This is a genomic window from Kitasatospora sp. NPDC049285 (assembly GCF_040678815.1).
Taxonomy (GTDB): Bacteria; Actinomycetota; Actinomycetes; order Streptomycetales; family Streptomycetaceae; genus Kitasatospora.
This window is the reverse complement of the sequence record NZ_JBFAQR010000023.1, coordinates 18,008-35,793: the sequence shown is the minus strand read 5'-3', so window position 1 is coordinate 35,793 and position 17,786 is coordinate 18,008. Positions and strand designations below refer to the sequence as shown.

Below are 17,786 nucleotides of genomic sequence, written 5' to 3'. Positions count from 1 at the left end.
GGTGTGTCGGTTCCGGGTGTGTCCGTGGGTGTCCGCGCGGTCTGCCGGACCTGACGACGGGTCGGCGGTGCCCGGCGGGCCGGTCCTGACGGCGGGTCAGTGCTTGCCGGCCCGCTGGTGCCGGTCGTCCTCGCCGTCGAGGTGGCGGACCCGGGCGTCGCGGTAGTGGCGCTCGCGGGCGGCGGCCAGGTCGGCGGCCAGCCGGATGCCGTTGCGCCGGTGCTCGTCCGCCAGGTCCTGCGCGTAGCGGGCGAGGGCGAGTTCGGCGCGGTCGGCGTAGCGGATCAGCGCGGCCTGTTCGCGCACCCGGCGGTGGTGGACGGTGTTCGGCGAGCCGAGTTTCAGGGTGAGCGGCAGCAGGTCGATCAGCAGCAGCAGCGCCCGGATCAGCCAGGGCAGCCACTGCACCAGCGGGTCGTCGCGGTGGGCGGCCCGGAAGGTGCGCAGCGCGCGTTCCTGGGCGAGCCAGCCGGCCCGGGCGTACGCCACCTCGTGGGCGGTCCGCAGCACGTCGCCGTCGGCGATCGCCCGGTAGCCGGCGCTGCCGGGGGTGCGCAGGTCGGTGATCTCGCGCTGGATCGCGGTGTTGGCGCCGGTGAGCGCCTTGTCGGCGGCGGTCGTCTCGGTGGTGGTGTCGTCGAGGGCCCGCTGGGCGGCGTCGACCTTGGCCTGCTCGGTGGCGGCGAGGCTGCCGAAGCCGGGCCGGTCCGGGTTGTCGACCTCCTGGTAGTAGTGGTTCTGGGCGTCCGTCAGCGCCTGCTTCCGTGCGGCGACCCGGCTGTTGCCGACCTCGATCTGCGTGTTGTTGTCGGCCACGGTCTTCTCGAGCTGGCGGACGCGCTCGTCCACGGCCGCGGTGACGGCGCCGCGGTAGACGCCCTCCGACTCCTGGGCCAGCACCTGCCGGATCTCCGGCTGGAACAGCACCAGGCAGACCGCCTCGCTGACCAGCAGCGCCACCACCAGCGCCAGTCCGACCCGCAGCGGGTAGGCCAGGGCCGGGCCGATCCGGGCCCGGCGGCGCACCGGCGCGATCGGCTGACGGCCCGTCAGGGTCTCGCCCGCCTCGTCGCCCGCCCACTCGGTGGCGCGCTGGTCCCCGTACGACGGCTCGGCGAGGATCGCCCGGTCGACGGCGTACACGATCGCGCCCCACACCAGTGCGGCGGCCACCGTCCACCAGTGCACCGCGCCGTACACGATGGTGATCAGCGCGGCCATCGACCCCGCGGCGGTGCACGCCACCAGCAGCACCAGCGCGCCGACGCCGGCCGCCCTGGTCCGCTCGGTCCTGGACATCAGGTGCCGCGAGTCCACCGCGGCGCTCCACCGCAGGACCCGCACCCACCGGCTGGGCCGGACCTCCTCCGGCTCGGTCCCCTCCACCTGTCCCCACGGCATCGGCTCCGGTGCCACAGCGCCCAACCCCCTTTCCCGCTACCCCCGTTGCCGCCAGTCTGCGAGGCCTGCGGCCGATCCGTGAGTCACCGTTTCGGGGAGCCCGGACGGGCCTGACGGGCGGTCAACTGCTGTCGCCGGCCAGCACGGCGACCCGGGCCAGCAGCACGGCGAGCCTGGGCGCGGCCGGGTCCGCTCCCGGGGTGTACACCAGCCGGGCGACCACCCGTCCGTGCCGCCGCACCGCGGCCACCGACCCGGCGGGGCAGGCGAGTTCGGCGCTGATCCGGCGGGCCGCGACCCGCGCCTGCCGGTCCCGGCGGAACTGCCAGCGCAGGTCGTCGAAGCGGTGCAGCGGCGCGTCGCCGGGCGCGGCCCACACCGCCGCGCCGCTGCGCAGCACCCCGCGCAGCGGGGGGTCGAGGGCGGGCGGCAGGCGGCCGTCCGGCGGGCAGATCCGCGCCACGGGGCCGGGCAGGTCCGTCGCCGTCAGGAACAGCGCCAGGAACGGCCCGTCGTCCGCCGGAGGTTGTCGGGATCGCCGACCCCACCACCCCACCCGCCCCCACCGCCTTCCGGACCCCGCACCCGATGGCCGATGGTCGCGCCCCGCGGCCCCTCCCCGGCAGTCCCCATTCCGGGGATGCCCGCCACCGGGCCGCCGGGCTCAGAAGTGCGTGGCGATCCCGAACTCCTCGCGCAGGAGCGCCATGTCGTGCAGGTCGCGTGCGGTGGGCCGGTACCCCTGGTGGAAGTACGCTTGCTGTTCGGCGGAGAGGCAGGGCACGGCGGCGCCGCCGATGCGGCCGGTGACGAAGCACGCCGCGGGGTAGCGGAACGGGGCCGCCGGGTCGAAGGACGCCTGGGTGGCACTGCCGTGGGACGCGAACTCCAGCGGATGCAGGTCGAGTTCACGCCCGGCCGGATCCGCGGCCACGAACCGGACCGGCCGCTGGTCGAGCGTCCCACGGAAGCCCGCTCCGGCCAGCGCCTCGACGCCCCACCCGCCGCCGACCCACACCTCGACGCCGGCCGAGCTGAGCAGCGCAAGGATCGCCGCCGCCCCCCTTCCGCCCGCGGCGGAGCACCGCGGCGTCCGCCGAGGGCCCAGTCTACGAGCGGCGTCCGTCGAACTCCTCGGCCCAGCGGCGGGAGGCGTCGCGCGGGGGGAGGTCGCGGGGCGCGTGCGGGTGGGCCAGGAGGTACTTGTCGCGGATGTTCTCCAGGTGGGACTTGAGGGTGGCCTCGGTGATGAACAGCCGGCGGGCGGCCTCGGCGGAGCGCAGGCCCTGACGGCCGATCAGTTCGACGATCTGGAACTCGCGGACCGAGGGGGTGATCACCCGGTTCCGGCGGCGCTCCGCGTCGAACACCCGGTCCATCAGCGGGATCGAGCCGCCGTCGGGCAGCTTCGCGGCATGCTCGAACTCGGCCTGGGTGTCGCCTTCGGCGAGCGCGGTGAGCAGGGCCCGTTCGGCCGGGCCGATCTCGTCCTTGGCGAGCGGACGGTTGTCGGCGTCCTCGATCAGGTAGCCGGCCAGCCGGGGCCCGATCCAGTAGCCGCCGCGGGCCACCTCGCCGGCCGCCTCGCAGTAGACGGAGGTCTCCTCGGACTTCATCACGAAGCCCCGCGCCCCGCCCGCGAGGACGTCCAGCTGGGCTTCCCGGCGCGCCAGGTGGGAGAAGCCGATGACCAGGCAGCCGCGGGCCACCAGGTACTCGACGGCCTCCCGGCCGGACCGGCAGCCCTCCGGGAACTCCAGGTCGCAGAGCACCACTTCGGGCCGCAGGTCGCCGAGCTCCTCGGTGGATCCGGCCACCGTGAGGGAGCGGAACCCGGCCGCGGTGAGTCCGGCCAGCAGGCCGGCCCGGAACGGCGGGTGGTCGTCGACCACGCCGAGGCTGATCTCCGCCGGACTGCGGAACGCCCTCATGCCGCCACCCCTCCCTGCTCGGCGACCGCCGAACTCCCGTGCTGCGCACCGGAGGCGTCCGGGGTACCCGGCGCGTCCGCGCCGGCCGGACGCCACTCCCAGCGCACCTTGGTGCCGCGCCCGGGCCGGGAGTCGACCGTCACCCGGCCGCCGTAGTGCTCGATCGAGCGCAGGCTGCGCCGCAGGCCGCCGCCGGACGGCACGCCGTCGCGGTCGAAGCCGACGCCGCGGTCCTGCACGGTGACCACCACGCCGTCCTCGTCGGCCTTGGCGAACAGCACCACCGTCTGCCCGCGCTCCCCGGCGTGCCGGACCACGTTGTTCAGCGCCTCGGTGACCGCGCCCTCCAGGGCGTTGATCACGGCGGGCGGCGGCTCGCGGCGGGTGATCAGCGTCTCGGTGATGATCAGGCCACGGTCGGTGAACACCTCGATGACGCCGGCCAGCGCGGCCCGCAGGCCCTGCGCCCGGACGTAGCGCGGGTCCTCCAGCCAGCGGCGGGCGCTGACGGCGGTGCGCAGCGCCCAGCGCTCCTCGGCGGGTCCGACCGCGCCGCCGGAGGCGACGTGGTGGACCACCGGCAGCATCAGGTCGTGGATGGCGCGGTGCAGTTCGTCGCGGTGTCGGGCCTCGGTCTCGGCCTGCCGCTGCTCGGTGATGGTGCGCAGCCGGTCCTCGCTCTCGGCGTTGATGGCGCTGGTCTGCTCGGCGAGGTCGCGCCAGGTGACGGCGATCCGCCGGCCGACCAGGTACCAGAGCGCGAAGCCGAGCAGGTCGGAGGCGAGTTTCAGCCGTACGTCGGGGAACACGGCGGCGTACCAGGCGCCCATCAGCGCGGCGACGGCGAGCAGGCCCAGCGGACGGTTCACCCGGGAGACGCCGACCACGGCTGCGGAGCCGAGGCTGAAGGGGACCAGCTCGGTCATCACCACGTTGCGCAGTTCGGGGACGGCGGCCTGCGAGCCCGCCAGCATCAGCAGCACGCAGAAGCCGGCGTCGACCAGCACCACCGCGGGCTCCAGCGGGCCCTTCGCGCGGGCCGCCCGCCGGTCGAACCAGACCGCCTCGGCGATCGCCGCGGCGGCGGCGACGGCGGCCAGCCACGGATGCCGCAGCTGGGACCAGCCCAGCAGCGGCAGCAGCATGAACGCCGAGGTCGAGACCCGGATCAGGCGCATCATCCGCTTGATCCGGGTCTCGGTCGCCTCGGCCACCGTGGTTCCGCGCCCGGCGCCGGCCGCGGCCATAGCTGTCCCGTGCAAGCCCGCCCCCAGCGTCCCGGCCTGTTGGAGCATCAGGATGTCATAGGACGGCACTCCGGATGTGGCCGAAATATGTCTCAACTTCGGCACTTCGTAAGCGAGTTGACCTGTCCTCGCCGACCGGGGGCGGGGTGCGGCTCAGACCGTGACGCTGCTGCGCGGCTCGGCGGCGGCCGCCGGCTCGCCGTCGTGCTCCAGGCGCAGCTGCGGCAGCAGCCGGTCCAGCCAGCCCGGCAGCCACCAGTTGAACCGTCCGAGCAGCGTCATGGTGGCGGGCACCAGCACCAGCCGGACCACGGTGGCGTCCACCAGCACCGCGACCGCCATGCCGACGCCGATCATCTTCACCGTCACGTCGGGGTCGATCGCGAAGCCGGTGAAGACCGCCACCATGATCGCCGCGGCGCTGCTGATCACCCGTCCGGTGGCGGACAGGCCGCGCACCACGCTGCCGCGCGGGTCGCCGGTCGCCAGCCAGTCCTCGCGGACCCGGGCGAGCAGGAACACCTCGTAGTCCATGGAGAGCCCGAACAGCACGGTGAACATCAGGATCGGCACCCAGCTGGAGACCGGCACCGCGTGCGGCAGCCCGAGCAGCCGGGCGCCCGCGTCGTGCTGGAAGACCGCGGTCATCACGCCGTACGCGGCGGCCACCGAGAGCAGGTTCATCGCCGCCGCCTTGACGGCGATCACCGGGGCCCGGAACAGCACGGTCAGCAGGATCAGCGACAGCGCCACCACGAACGGCACCACCACCCACAGCCTGGCCGACAGCCGGTCGGAGATGTCCGAGAACGAGGCCACCACGCCGGTGACCTCGGCCCCGGCGGGCAGTTCGGTGTCCCGCATGCGCTGCAGCAGTCGCGGGGTCTCCCGGTCCTGCGGCCCGGTCCTCGGCTGGACGGTGATCACCGCGGCGTCCCCGGCCTGGTTGACCAGCGGCGGCTGCACCGCGACGACGCCCGGGTCCCGGCCCAGGGTCTGCGCCAGGGCGGGCAGTTCGGCCTTGTCGACCCGCTTCAGGTCGACCGCGACCAGCAGCGGCCCGTTGGCGCCCGGCCCGTACGCCTCGGCGATCAGGTCGTACGCCTTGCGGGTGGTGTTGCCGGACGACTGGCTGCCGGCGTCCTGCGGCCAGGTGCGCATGCCCAGCATCGGCGCGGCCAGGCCGAGCAGCACCACCAGCGAGAGCACCGCGGCGGCGACCGGGCGACGGCCGATCAGCTGCGCCCACCGCTCGGTCCTGGTCGGGCCCTTGGCGGAACGTTCCGCCGCGCCCGCGCGCCGCTCGGCGCGCTTCAGCAGCCGGTTCCCGGCCAGCGAGGTCAGTGCGGGCACCAGGGTGAGCGCGGCCAGCATCACCGCGCCGACCACCGCGAAGGTCGCGTAGCCGAACGAGGAGTACACCGAGAGGCCGGAGAGCTTCAGGCCGAACAGCGAGACCAGCACGGTCGAGCCGGCCACCACCACGGACGAGCCGGCGGTGGCGTTGGCCTCGGCGGCGGCCGCCCGCTTGTCCAGGCCCTTGCGCAGGCCCTCCACCTGACGGCTCACCAGCAGCAGTGCGTAGTCGATGCCGACGCCCAGGCCGACCATCGAGGCGACCGTCGGCGCGGTGGGGCTGATGTCGGTGACGGCGGCCATCAGCGTGGTCAGGCCGGTGCCGACGCCGACGCCGGCCAGCGCGACGACCAGCGGCAGGCCGGCCGAGACCACCGTGCCGAGCGCCACCACCAGGATCACCAGGGCGGCGAGCATGCCGATCGCCTCGGCGGTGCCGTCCGGGGCGGAGAAGTTCTCCGGCAGCTGGCCGCCGAACTCCACCTGGTACCCGGCGTCGGTGGTGGGCCGGGCGGCGGCGCGCAGCGCGTCCAGGCCCTCGGAGCCCTTGAACTCGGTCACCTTCACCCGGTAGCTGACCGTCAGCAGCGCGGTGTCGCCGTGCTGCGAGGGCACCGGCGGGGTCACCGACTGGGCCCTGGGCACCGCCGCGAGCCGCTCCCGCAGCTCCGCCAGCGGGGCGGCGGGCAGCGGGTTGCCGCCCCGGTCGTGCACCACGACCCGGGCCGTGGTGCCGGAGGTCTCCGGGAACCGCTCGCTGAGCAGGTCGGCACCGACGGTCGAACGGGTGCCCGGCACCCGGTAGTTGTCGCGCGGCTGGCCGCCGAACGCGGCGGCCAGGCCCAGGACGGCGGCGATCAGCAGCAGCCAGGCCACGATGGTGCGCCACGGCCGGGCCGCCGCCGCACCGCCGAGGCGGCCGAGAAGGGAGGACATGCGAGAGCCTTCCACACGTGGGACGTTGAGCATGCAGGGTCGAACCCCAGTGTGAACGGACCCGCTTGGAGCCCACTTGGCGGCTCCGCCCCGGCTCAGCGCTCCAGGGCCGGACGCTGCCCGATCGCGGTCAGCGCCTGCCGCGCCTCGGCCTCCCAGTGCGGAGCCTCCCAGCGGCGGGCCACCTCCAGCGCCAGCCGGAAGTACCCGGCGGCCTCAGCGGTGCGGCCCAGCTGCGCGGCGAGCTCGCCGAGCGCCAGGGCGACCGGCCGGACCGCGATGGACGTGGAGCCGGCGCCCGCCACCAGGTCGGCCAACGGCCGCAGCTCCTCGATCAGTTCGGCCGCCTCGGCGCGCTCGTCCAGGGCCACCACGGCGGCGGCGCGCAGCACCAGGAAGAGCGAACGGTAGTAGTCGGGCTGCACCCGGTGGCGTTCGCGCCGCGCCTCCCGGGCCTCCGCCGTCCGCCCGGCGGCGGCCAGCGCGAGCGCGGCGACGTCGGCCACCAGGCTGCCGTACTGCGGCTGGTGGCGCTCGATCAGCGGGAGCGTCTCGGCGATCCGGCCCTGCCGGAAGGCGATGACGATCCACACGAGCGCGCCGAACGCGTCGGCGTGCACCGAGCCGCGCGAGGCCAGTCCGGTCAGCGCCTGCTGGTACAGCTCGACGGCGGCCTGCGGGCGGTCGGCGGTCAGCTCCAGCATGCCGAGCTGGCACAGGCCGATGTCGGCGAGTTCGGCCAGGCCGTAGCGGCGGGCGATCTCCAGGCCCTCGGACAGGTGGCGGCGCAGCGCGGGCAGGTCGCCGTGCACGGCCGCGACCGAGGCGGCCAGGTTGGCGGCGTGCCAGCGGTAGGCGGGCAGGTCGTGGGCGGCGGCCAGCTCGGCCAGCTCGGTGGCCAGCGCCAGCCGGTCGTCGGCCTGCAACTCGTAGTCGTGCGCCCGGGCCTGGGAGGCGAGCGCGAGGCAGAGCAGCCGCGGGTCGCCCTCCGCGCGGGCGATCGCGACCGCCTCGGTCGCGGCGTTGACGGCGGCCGCCGAGCCGGTGCAGTCGAGTTCGTAGGTGAGCGCGTCCAGCAGCCGGCAGCGGACCGCCGGGGCGAGGTCGGTACGGCGCAGCAGGCCGGTCAGGGTGTCGATCGCCTCCTGGTCGAAGGTGCCGTACGCGTGCGTGACCCACGGGGTGGGCTCGGTCCAGGCCGTCCACGCCGCGATCAGCAGGTCCTCCCGCCCGCTCTCCCGGGCCGCCCGGACGGCGGCCGCCTTGGTCTCGCCCGCCGCCGTCACCTCGCCGGCCCGCACCTGGGCCCGCAGCAGCGCCCCGAGCAGCTCGATCCGGCGGGCCGCCCGGTCCCCGGCCGACCGGTCCGGCGACCGGTCCAGGTTCTCCACCGCCTGCCGCAGCAGCCCGGCGCAGCTCTCGTGCGCGTACCGCCGCTCCGCCGTCTCGGCGGCCCGCACGCAGTACTCGACCGCGAGTTCGGCGCTCGCCGCGCTGGCCGCCTGGGTGAAGTGGTGCGCCAGCGCGGTGAGCCGGTCCGGACGCAGCTCCCGCAGCGCCTGCCCGATCCGGCCGTGCAGCCGGGCCCGGCGCAGCCCGCCGAGGTCCGCGTACAGCGTCTCCCGGACCAGCACGTGCGCGAACCGCAGTACGCCCGGCCGGGGTTCGGTCAGCAGGCCGCCGGCCACCGCCGCCTCGACCGCCTCCACCGCCGCGTCCTCCGTCAGGTCGCCGGCGCGCAGCAGGAGTTCGGCCTCCACCTCGCGACCGGCGACGGCCGCCAGCCGGAGCAGGTCGACCGCCGGGCCGCTGAGCCGCTCGACCCGCCGCCGCAGCACCTCCCGGACGCCTTGCGGCACCTCCCGCAGCGCCGACGACTCGCCCTCCACGGCGAGCAGTTGGGCGCTCTCGGTGAGGTAGAACGGGTTCCCGCCGGTCCGCTCGGACAGCGCCCGCACCGTCTCCTCACCGACCGCCCGCGCGCACACCGCCTCGATCAGCCGCCCGGCCTCAGCCGGCGGCAGCCCGGCCAGTGCGACCCGGACCGGCGAGCGCCGCGCCACCGGGGCCAGCACCTCCGCCAACTCGCCCTCCCCCGGCCGCAGCGACAGCACCACCAGCAGGCCCGCCACCCCGCCGACCGCCTGATCGGCCGCCAACTCGGCCAGCAGCGACCGGGTTTCGGGATCCGCCGCGTGCAGGTCGTCCAGCAGCACCGCCAGCGGGGCCCGGGCGGCGGCCTCCCGCAGCCGGGCGATCACCGCGCGGTGCAGCCGGAACCGCCCGGACAGCGCGTCCTGACGCACCGTCAGCCCGGACTCGGCCAGCAGCGGGGCGAGTTCACCGGCCACCTGCGGGCTCGGCGCCTGCTCGCCGACCTCCCGCAGCACCTCCGTCCACGCCCACGCCGCCGGGGCGCCCGCGCTCTCCGGGCACCGCCCGGTCGCCACCAGCCAGCCGTCCCCGGCCAGTTCCTCGCGCAGCCGGCCCAGCAACGTCGACTTCCCCGCGCCGGCCTCCCCGCTCACCACCGCGAACCCGACCCGGCCCCGCGACAGCTCCGCGGCCCCCCGCAACGCCGCCAGCTCCGCCTCCCGCCCCACGAACAACGGCCCCCGCGCCCGCCCGTGCGACCACGCCACCCCGGCCCCGCGCACCGCCCCCACGGCCACCGCGACCGGGCTCGCGCCACGCTCCGCCCCGACCCACGCGTCCACCAGCCCCCGCACCGGCGCGACACCGCCCGACTCCCCCGTCGCACCATTCGACACGACCGGGCCCGCGGCACGCTGCGTCCCGGCCGTCGTATCGGCCAGCCCCCGCGACGGCGTTATCGCCCCCACGCGCGCGGCGCCGCCCGGCTCCCCCGGCACGCCTGCGGCAGCAGCCAGCCCCCGCAACGGCGTTATCGCCCCCACGGACACCGAGCCGCCAGGCTCCCCCGGCACGCCGCCCACCGCGACCACCGCCGCAACACGCTGCGCCCCGCCCGTCGCATCAGCCAGCCCCCGCACCGACGCGACACCGCCCGGCTCCCCCGTCGCACCATCCGACACGACCGGGCCCGCGGCACGCTGCGTCCCGGCCGTCAACGGCCCGGTGCCGGTGTCCGCCAGCGTCAGCTCCTCCACCCGCTGGTGCAGGATCGCGGACTCCACCGCGCCGAGCACCGGTCCCGGGTCGAGGCCCAGTTCCTCCGCGAAGTGCGTCCGGGCGCGCCGGACGGCGGCCAACGCGTCGGCCTGCCGGCCGGAGTGCCACAGGCCGAGGGCCAGCAGCCGCCAGCCCTCCTCGCGCAGCGGATGCTCCTCCGTCAGCGCGGCGGCCTCCTGCACGGCCTCCGCGAGCCGTCCCTCGCCCAGCTCCCGCCGGACCGCCAACTCCCGGGCCGCGACCCGGAGATCGGCCAGCCGACCGGCCTCCACCGCGGCCCACGACTGGTCCGCGAACTCGCTGTACGCGGGGCCCCGCCACAGTGCCAGCGCCTGCCGCAGCAGCAGCGAGCCGCCGCTCCCGCCGCCGGCCCGCCGGACCAGCGCCTCGAACTCCGCGGCGTCCGTCCCGACATCCCGCAGCGCGTACCCGCGGGCCTCGCTGACCAGCAGCCGGGCCTCCTGCCGCGGACCGCGCCCGGGCTCCAGCAGCCGCCGCAGGTTCGACACGTACGCCTGCAGGGAGACCGCGGCCTTGGCCGGCGGACGCCCCTCCCACAGGTTCTCGATCAGCCGGTCCGCCGGGACGGCCTCGCCCCGGGCCGCCAACAGCTGTGCGAGCACACCGCGTTGACGCGGGCCGCCCAACCGGGCAGCGACCCCCGCCACCTGCGCCGTGAGCGCCCCGAGCACCGTGATCCGCACCATCGCCGTCGAGCCTATGCGATGCCGGCCAGCCCCCGCCGCGAGCTGCCCTCCAAGTCGTCTCCAAGTCGTACCCGCACCACGCCACACCCCATCCGCCGGGGCCGCCGCCGGGCCACGCACCCCGACAACGCCCGCTGATCCGACGTGATCCGAAAGACCCGCCCTACCGACGTAGTCCGAAAGACCCGCCCCACCCCCGCCCGGCGGGTCAGTGGCGGTTGCCGAGGGCGAAGAGCAGGACCACGAAGCCGGCGAAGAGGTGGGTGCCCGCGATGTAGATCAGGGCGCGGACGAGCATCGCCCTGCGCCTGGTCCGCTCGTCCCGGACGGCGTCGCTCATGACTGCTCCAGCAGGGTCGGGGTGATCGGGTCGGGCTGCGGGGTATCGGCCAACCGGCGCCGCGCGTAGGCGATCGCGGCCGGAGTGGCGGCGAACACCCGGCCCTCCGCGCGGAGCCGGTCCAGCACGCCGAGCGCGTCCAGCGGCCGCCGGTGCTCGGCGCGCAGGCCCGAGACCAGCACCAGGGTGCCGCGCCGCTCCAGTTTCGTGATCGCGTCGCCCAGCACCACCGCGCCGCTGGCGTCGATCGCGCTGACCCGTGACATCCGCAGGATCGCGACCCGCACCTGCGCGGACTCGGTCAGCTCCAGCAGGAACCGGTGCGCGGCGGCGAACAGCAGTGGCCCGTCGATCCGGTAGGCGACGATGTGCTCCGCCAGCAGCGCCTGCTCCTCGGCGTGGTGGTCGGCCGGCGGCAGCTCGTCGTGCAGCGGCACCTGCTCCACCCGGGCGGCCCGCGCCACCTTGGCCAGCGCCTGCACCCCCGACAGCAGCAGGCCCGCCACCACCGCCGTGACCAGGTCGAACGCCAGCGTGGCGGCCGCCGTCAGGACCAGCACCGCCGCCTCGCCGCGCCCGCTGCGCGCCAGCGCCCGCACCGAGCCGACCTCCACCATCCGCACAGCCGTGGCGATCAGCACCCCGGCCAGCGCCGCGAGCGGGATGCCGGACACCAGCGGCGCGGCGGCGAACACGATCACCGCGAGGACCGCCGCGTGCACCAGCGCCGCGAGCCGGGAGGCCGCGCCGGAGCGGACGTTGACGGCGGTCCGGGCGATGGCGCCGGTCGCGGCCACTCCGCCGAACAGCGGAGCCGCCAGGTTGGCCACGCCCTGGCCGAACAACTCCCGGTCGCCGTCGTGCCGTTCGCTCACGCTCAGGGCGTCCGCGGCGGTCGCCGACATCAGCGACTCCAGCGCGGCGAGCGCCGCCACCGCGAGCGCGGACGGCAGCAGCGCGGGCACGGCGGACAGGTCGAGGAAGCCCAGCGAGGGCGCCGGGAGGCCGGCCGGCAGCCGGCCGATGGTCGCCACCGGCAGGCCCAACGCCCTGACCGCCACCGTCGCCGCGACCACCGCGAGCAGCGAGAACGGGACGGCGGGCCGCAGCCGCCCGCCGACCAGCAGCACGGCGGCCACCCCCAGCGCGAGGCCGAGCGCAGCCCAGTGCGGCGCGCCGAGGAACCGGCCGACCGCCTTCGCGGCGACCACCGCCGGGTTGTCGCCCGCGGGCGCGGCCACCCCGAGCGCACCGGGCACCTGCTGCAGGGCGATCACCCCGGCGATCCCGACCGTGAACCCCTCCACCACCGGCACCGGCACGTACGCCATCCAGCGTCCGGCCCGGGCCAGCGCGAGCGCCACCAGCACCACGCCGGCGAGCAGACCGACCGTCAGCACCCCGTCCGCGCCGTACCGGTGGACGATCGGCAGCAGCACCACGGTCATCGCTCCGGTCGGTCCGGAGACCTGGAGGTTCGAGCCGCCGAACACCGCCGCCAGCGCCCCCGCCACCACGGCGGTGGCCAGTCCGGCCGCCGCCCCGGCGCCCGAGGAGATGCCGAAGCCGAGGGCGAGCGGCAGCGCGACGATCGCGACGGTGAGCCCGGCCACCAGGTCCTTGCGCGGCGAGCGGCCCATGGTGGCGAGGATCCGGCGGTTCGGCAGCACGGCCGCCACCCGGCCCAGCACGGCGTTCACGCGCGGGCCTCCCCGTCCGGCAGGCGGACTTCGACCGCCGAGCGGAGTCCGGTGAGCAACCGGAGTCCGACCCACGGCCGGCCCCCGCGGGTGGCGGTCACCAGGGCTCCGCGGCGGACCGCGGGACGTCGATCCCGTGTCGCTCGGCGATCCGCAGCAGCTCGGACACCCGCCCGGCGTACGCCTGTTCGCCGTCCTCGTCGCCGGCCGACCGGGCGTCCCGGAGCGCCTGGCGGGCCCGGGCGAGCTGCTCGCGCAGCTCCTCGTCGAAGATCTCGGTCACCGTCGCCCTCCCTCGGCCGTCCCGGGCCGGACCCGATCGGACACGCCGGATGCCGTTCCCACTAGCAGGCATCATGTATGGACTTGCTTAATTTCGCAAATCACTGTTTCTGCATGTCATCAATTCCAAAGCTTGTGATCTTTCCCGGTCGCTACCGGTCAACGCCGCGAGCCGCTCCGACCGGCTGCCTACGCTCGGCCCGTTCACGAACCCTGACCGGAGGCACCACGGATGACGGACATCGGCACTGTTCTCAAGGGCGCACTGGCGATCGACGGCGCGCTCGGCGCGGCCCTGGTCGACGCCACCAGCGGCATGGCACTGGACACCCGCGGCCCCGACGGCAGCCTGGACCTCGCACTCGCCGCGGCCGCGGCGACCGACATCGTCCGGGCGCAGGTGCAGATGCTCGACCTGCTGGGCCTGTACGGCGAAGCGCTGGAGGACATCCTGCTGACCCTGACCAGCCAGTACCACCTGATCCGGCCGCTCACCTCACGCGACGGGCGCGGCCTCTTCCTGTACCTGGTGCTCGACCGCTCCCGCGCCAACCTCGCCATGGCGCGCCACCGGGCCCGGGCCATCGAGGCCGACCTGGTGGTGTGAGTGCGGGCAGGCGGACCTCAGGCCCGGGTCGAGCCGGTCGGAGCGCGCAGGCTGTCCAGGAGTTCGGCCTGGCCGGTGATCACTCCGCCGAGGATCTCGCGGGCCACCTTGAGGAGTTCGGCGACCTGCGGACTGGTCAGGCTGTAGTGGACGGTGCTGCCCTCCCGGCGGGCGACCACCAGGTTGGCCCGGCGCAGCACCGCGAGCTGCTGGGACAGGTGGGCGGCCTCGACGCCGGTCTCGGGCAGCAGCTCGGCGACGGCGTGCTCGCGCTCGCTGAGCAGCTCCAGCACCCGGATCCGGACGGGGTGGCCGAGCGTCTTGAAGAACTCGGCCTTCACCTGGTACAGCGGCGTGCTGACCACGGGAGACACGCGCGGGGTTTCGGCGCTCACATCGTCACCCCATCTCGGTCGAGTCCTGGACGTTGCCGCCACCCCCGACCTTAGCAACCGGGCGACGGCGTCGAACACGAGCCGAAGCCGCCTCCGGCCCGGGCACACCCGCCCCTCGAACCCCGTCCCCGCCCGCCCTCACCCGCCGGAGGCGAGCCGCACCGCCGCCAGCGGCACGAACCCGCCGCTGCCGCCGCCGGTGTCGCCGTCCCCGAGCCGGCGCAGCATCGCCACGGCCATCCGTTGGGCCTGCGCCTTCGCGCGTTCGGTGACCGGGCCGGCGTGCCCGCCGTCGAGCGTGGCGCGCCAGAGCTGGACCCAGCGGCCGAAGTGGGCGGCGGTGAGCGGCTCCCGGGCGTGCAGCGCGGCGTGCGGGGCGAGGGCGTTGCCCTGGTAGCGGGCGGTGCGCAACAGGGCGCTCTCCCAGAAGTCGGTGATCCGGGGCAGGTGGTGGGCCAGGTCCATCCGCGCCACGTCGACGAAGAGCGGCCCGATCAGCGGGTCGTCGAAGGCCGCCGCGTAGAAGCGCCGCAGCAGCGCCTCCAGGTCGGCCCTGCTCGCGATGTCCGGGCGACCCGCACCGCCCTGCCGTCCCGCACTCGCCGACGCTGTCACGCGGACCACCTCCGGCCGTCCAGGCTACGGCCGCCGCGGTCGGCGCACCCAGGGCCCTTGGTCCCGCTCGCCCGCCCCCGCCTGGCAGGATGCTGCCATGAGCTACCTCGCCGCGGACGACCGCTACGCCTCGATGACCTTCCGCCGCGCCGGACGCAGCGGCGTGCAGCTGCCCGCCGTCTCGCTCGGCCTGTGGCACAACTTCGGCGACACCCAGCCGCTGGACGTGCAGCGCGCGGTGCTGCGCCGTGCGTTCGACCGCGGGGTGACCCACTTCGACCTGGCGAACAACTACGGCCCGCCGTACGGCAGCGCGGAGCGCAACTTCGGCTACCTGTTCGCGCAGGACTTCCGCCCGTACCGCGACGAGCTGTTCATCGCCAGCAAGGCCGGCTGGGACATGTGGCCGGGCCCGTACGGCGACGGCGGCTCGCGCAAGTACCTGCTGGCGAGCCTGGACCAGTCGCTGGAGCGGATGGGCCTGGACTACGTCGACGTCTACTACTCGCACCGCTGGGACCCGTCGACCCCGCTCGAGGAGACCATGGGCGCGCTCGACACGGCGGTCCGCTCGGGCCGGGCGCTGTACGCGGCGATCTCCAACTACCCGGCGGAGCAGCACCGTGAGGCGGTGGCGATCCTGCGCGAGCTGGGCACCCCGGTGCTGCTGAACCAGGCCAGCTACTCGATCCTGAACCGCGAGCCGGAGCAGGGCCTGCTGGACGCGGTGGGCGAGACCCAGACCGCGCTGATCGCCTACTCCCCGCTCGCGCAGGGCCTGCTGACCGACCGTTACCTGGGCGGCGACGTCCCGGCGGGCTCGCGCATGTCGGTCGGCCACTTCCTCAAGGAGGAGGCCCTCACCGGCGCCAAGCTGGACCAGCTCCGGGCGCTCGCCAAGGTCGCCGAGGGCCGCGGCCAGACCCTCGCCCAGCTGGCACTCTCCTGGGTGCTGCGGGACGAGCGGGTGGTCTCCGTGATCATCGGCGCCAGCAGCGTGCAGCAGCTCGACCAGAACCTCGACGCGCTCGCCGCGGGCCCGCTGACCGCCACGGAGATCGCCGAGATCGACCGCCTCAGCCGCTGACCCGCGACCGGCCGGGCCCGTACCTGCGGGCCCGGCCGGCCCGGCTCACAGGTGGGGCAGCACCGTCTCGGCGACCCGGTAGGCCTCCTCCAGCAGCGGGTTGCCGGAGAGGATGAAGGTGTCGACGCCGAGGTCCTGGTACTCGCGCAGCCGCTCGACCACCTGCGCGCTGCTGCCGACCACGGCGGTGCCGGGGCCGGGGCGGAACAGGCTCATCCCGGGCCACAGGTTGGGGTGGGTCTCCAACTCCCGTGCGTGGGCCGGGACCCGACCGCCGTGCTGGCGGAACTGCCGCTGCCAGCCGACCCCGTCCTCGCCCCGGACGCCGCCGAGCTGCCGGGCGTAGGTGGCCTCGCTGGTGACGGCGAGCAGCTTGTCGGCGGCGGCCCAGGCCTGTTCCTCGGTGTCCCGGACGATCAGGTGCAGCCGCAGGCCCAGGCGCAGGGTCCGGCCGTGCGCGGCGGCCCGCTCCCGGACCCGTTCCAGCTTCTCCTTGAGCAGGTGCGGCGGCTCGCCCCAGGTGAGGTAGACGTCGACGTGCTCGGCGGCCATCTCGATCCCGGCGGGCGAGGAGCCGCCGAACCACAGCGGGATGTGGCCCTCGCGCAGCGGCGGCAGGTCGCGCAGCGAGGCGCCGGCCTGCGTCAGGCGGTAGAACTCGCCGTCGTGGTCGACGACCTCACCGCGGGTCAGCCGCTTGACCAGGCCCCAGTACTCGGCCGACAGCCGGTAGCGGTCGTCGTGCTCGACGTGCAGCCCGTACTCGCGCAGCTGCGGGGTGGAGCCGTTGACCACGTTGAACCGCAGCCGGCCGGCGCCGTGCAGGTGCTCGAAGCTGAGCGCCATCTTGGCGAGCAGGGTCGGCGAGACCAGGCCGGGGTGGACGGCGAGCAGCGGCCGGAAGCCGGGGCCGGTGGCGGCGGCGACCGCGGAGCCGAGGGTCCACACGTCGTACTGGTCGGTGGCCAGCAGCGCGCCGGTGTAGCCGAGCCGTTCGACGGTGGCGGCGAGCTGCTGGAGGTAGCCGAGGTCGACCGGGCGGCGGCCTTCCGGCTCCCACGGGTAGTGGCCCTCGCGGGGGATCAGGTACCAGAGGACTTCGGCGGCCACGGCGTCAGTTCCCCTTTCCGGCGCGGGCGACGGCGTCGGCCACGGGCTGCTCCAGGCCGGGCAGGTGGGCGTCGGCCACGGTGACCGGGCGGTCGATGAAGCCGACGCCGTGGAAGATGTCGGCGGCCTCCTGCTGCTCGGCGACGAACGCGGCGCCGGCGGGCTCCAGCCGCCACGGCAGCCCGGCGAACGCGCTGCGCCAGTCGGCGGCCGCGCCGCCCTGCTCCTCGGCGGCCTGCGCGGCGGCCTGGTCGAGGTGGGCGGCGGCCCAGTCGTCGGCGCGCTGCAGCGCGGTGACGACGGCGGCCACCACCTCGGGCCGCTGGACGGCGAGTTCGCGGCGGGTGAAGAACACCGAGCGGTCGGTGATCACCTCGCCGGTGCGGACCAGGACGCGCGCCTCGCCGCCGCGCAGCGCCTCGGCGAGCTCCGCGCCCTGGGCGATCCAGCCGGCGATGTCGCCCTCGCGCAGCCGCCGCGCCTCGTCGCCGGACGGGCGGACCGCCCGGACGTCGTCGCGGTAGGACAGCCCGGCCTGGTGCAGCGCCTTGGCCAGCAGGTGGGTCTGCCAGGAGCCGATGCCCAGCGCCACCGTGCCGCCCTTCAGGTCGGCGACGGTGCGCACCGGGCCGTCGGCGCGCACCAGCAGCGCGCCGTGGTCCGGCCTGGGGGCGGAGACCGCGGCGTACACCAGGTCGTGTCCGGCGGCCTGCGCGGTGATCGGCGGGGTGGAGCCGGTGCCGCCGAAGTCGATGGTGCCGTCGGCGAGGTGGGCGCCGGTGCGGGTGCCGTCGGTGTAGTGGTGGAAGTCGGCGCTCTCGCCGAGCGGGGCCAACTCCTCTTGCAGGTAGTCGAGTCGGGCCAGGTGGGTGAGGGTCGGGTTGGAGCGGTGCACGCCGACGGTGATGGTCATGCTCGG

General features: G+C 75.5%; 16 protein-coding genes. 2 read left to right on the top strand and 14 right to left on the bottom strand.

The features are described from left to right. Positions 1-96 precede the first annotated feature (96 nt). From AB0K51_RS17105 to AB0K51_RS17060, 10 genes are all read right to left on the bottom strand, one after another. A complete protein-coding gene (locus AB0K51_RS17105) occupies positions 97-1,386 on the bottom strand; it encodes a DUF4407 domain-containing protein (RefSeq protein ID WP_363455469.1) in 1,290 nt (429 codons plus the stop codon). A gap of 136 nt (positions 1,387-1,522) precedes the next feature. After that, positions 1,523-1,957 carry a hypothetical protein gene (locus AB0K51_RS17100; RefSeq protein ID WP_363455467.1) on the bottom strand — a complete coding sequence of 145 codons (435 nt, stop codon included), beginning with the start codon at positions 1,955-1,957 and terminating at the stop codon, positions 1,523-1,525. A 108-nt stretch (positions 1,958-2,065) separates the two neighbouring features. Next, on the bottom strand, positions 2,066-2,419 hold the full coding sequence (locus AB0K51_RS17095; RefSeq protein WP_363455464.1) for an amino acid transporter: 354 nt from the start codon (positions 2,417-2,419) through the stop codon (positions 2,066-2,068). Between the two features lie 91 nt (positions 2,420-2,510). After that, positions 2,511-3,332 carry a hypothetical protein gene (locus AB0K51_RS17090; protein ID WP_363455462.1) on the bottom strand — a complete coding sequence of 274 codons (822 nt, stop codon included), beginning with the start codon at positions 3,330-3,332 and terminating at the stop codon, positions 2,511-2,513. Further along, positions 3,329-4,546: an ATP-binding protein gene (locus AB0K51_RS17085; protein ID WP_363455459.1), complete on the bottom strand. Its 1,218-nt coding sequence runs from the start codon at positions 4,544-4,546 to the stop codon at positions 3,329-3,331. Before AB0K51_RS17085 ends, AB0K51_RS17090 begins: the two co-directional genes overlap by 4 nt. Before the next feature lie 186 nt (positions 4,547-4,732). Beyond that, the gene (locus tag AB0K51_RS17080; protein ID WP_363455457.1) at positions 4,733-6,871 is read right to left on the bottom strand and encodes an MMPL family transporter; all 2,139 of its coding nucleotides are present in this window, start codon (positions 6,869-6,871) and stop codon (positions 4,733-4,735) included. A gap of 95 nt (positions 6,872-6,966) precedes the next feature. Further along, positions 6,967-10,731: a BTAD domain-containing putative transcriptional regulator gene (locus AB0K51_RS17075; protein WP_363455454.1), complete on the bottom strand. Its 3,765-nt coding sequence runs from the start codon at positions 10,729-10,731 to the stop codon at positions 6,967-6,969. Between the two features lie 208 nt (positions 10,732-10,939). Next, the gene (locus tag AB0K51_RS17070; RefSeq protein ID WP_363455451.1) at positions 10,940-11,071 is read right to left on the bottom strand and encodes a DUF6126 family protein; all 132 of its coding nucleotides are present in this window, start codon (positions 11,069-11,071) and stop codon (positions 10,940-10,942) included. Next, entirely contained in the window at positions 11,068-12,711 is a 1,644-nt protein-coding gene (locus tag AB0K51_RS17065; RefSeq protein ID WP_363455651.1) for a SulP family inorganic anion transporter, read from the bottom strand. The genes AB0K51_RS17070 and AB0K51_RS17065 overlap by 4 nt, the downstream gene beginning before the upstream one ends. Positions 12,712-12,868: 157 nt before the next feature. Further along, positions 12,869-13,054, bottom strand: coding sequence for a hypothetical protein (locus AB0K51_RS17060; protein WP_363455448.1), 186 nt, complete (start codon positions 13,052-13,054; stop codon positions 12,869-12,871). A 231-nt stretch (positions 13,055-13,285) separates the two neighbouring features. Here AB0K51_RS17060 and AB0K51_RS17055 point away from each other — a divergent pair, with 231 nt between their 5' ends. Beyond that, positions 13,286-13,660 (top strand): hypothetical protein, encoded by a 375-nt coding sequence (locus tag AB0K51_RS17055; protein WP_363455446.1) that lies wholly within the window; start codon positions 13,286-13,288, stop codon positions 13,658-13,660. A gap of 17 nt (positions 13,661-13,677) precedes the next feature. Here AB0K51_RS17055 and AB0K51_RS17050 read toward each other — a convergent pair whose 3' ends face one another. Together AB0K51_RS17050 and AB0K51_RS17045 are read right to left on the bottom strand one after the other, a co-directional pair. Next, positions 13,678-14,025 (bottom strand): metalloregulator ArsR/SmtB family transcription factor, encoded by a 348-nt coding sequence (locus tag AB0K51_RS17050; protein ID WP_363455648.1) that lies wholly within the window; start codon positions 14,023-14,025, stop codon positions 13,678-13,680. A gap of 168 nt (positions 14,026-14,193) precedes the next feature. Continuing rightward, positions 14,194-14,670: a group III truncated hemoglobin gene (locus tag AB0K51_RS17045; RefSeq protein WP_363455443.1), complete on the bottom strand. Its 477-nt coding sequence runs from the start codon at positions 14,668-14,670 to the stop codon at positions 14,194-14,196. Between the two features lie 97 nt (positions 14,671-14,767). On the opposite strand from AB0K51_RS17045, the gene AB0K51_RS17040 reads away from it, so the two are divergent. After that, entirely contained in the window at positions 14,768-15,757 is a 990-nt protein-coding gene (locus AB0K51_RS17040; RefSeq protein WP_363455441.1) for an aldo/keto reductase, read from the top strand. Positions 15,758-15,802: 45 nt separating this feature from the next. On the opposite strand, the gene AB0K51_RS17035 is transcribed toward AB0K51_RS17040, so the two are convergent. Further along, complete coding sequence (locus AB0K51_RS17035) at positions 15,803-16,867, bottom strand: LLM class flavin-dependent oxidoreductase (protein ID WP_363455438.1); 1,065 nt, start codon at positions 16,865-16,867, stop codon at positions 15,803-15,805. 4 nt (positions 16,868-16,871) lie between these two features. After that, the gene (locus AB0K51_RS17030; protein WP_363455435.1) at positions 16,872-17,780 is read right to left on the bottom strand and encodes an ABC transporter substrate-binding protein; all 909 of its coding nucleotides are present in this window, start codon (positions 17,778-17,780) and stop codon (positions 16,872-16,874) included. Positions 17,781-17,786: the final 6 nt, after the last annotated feature.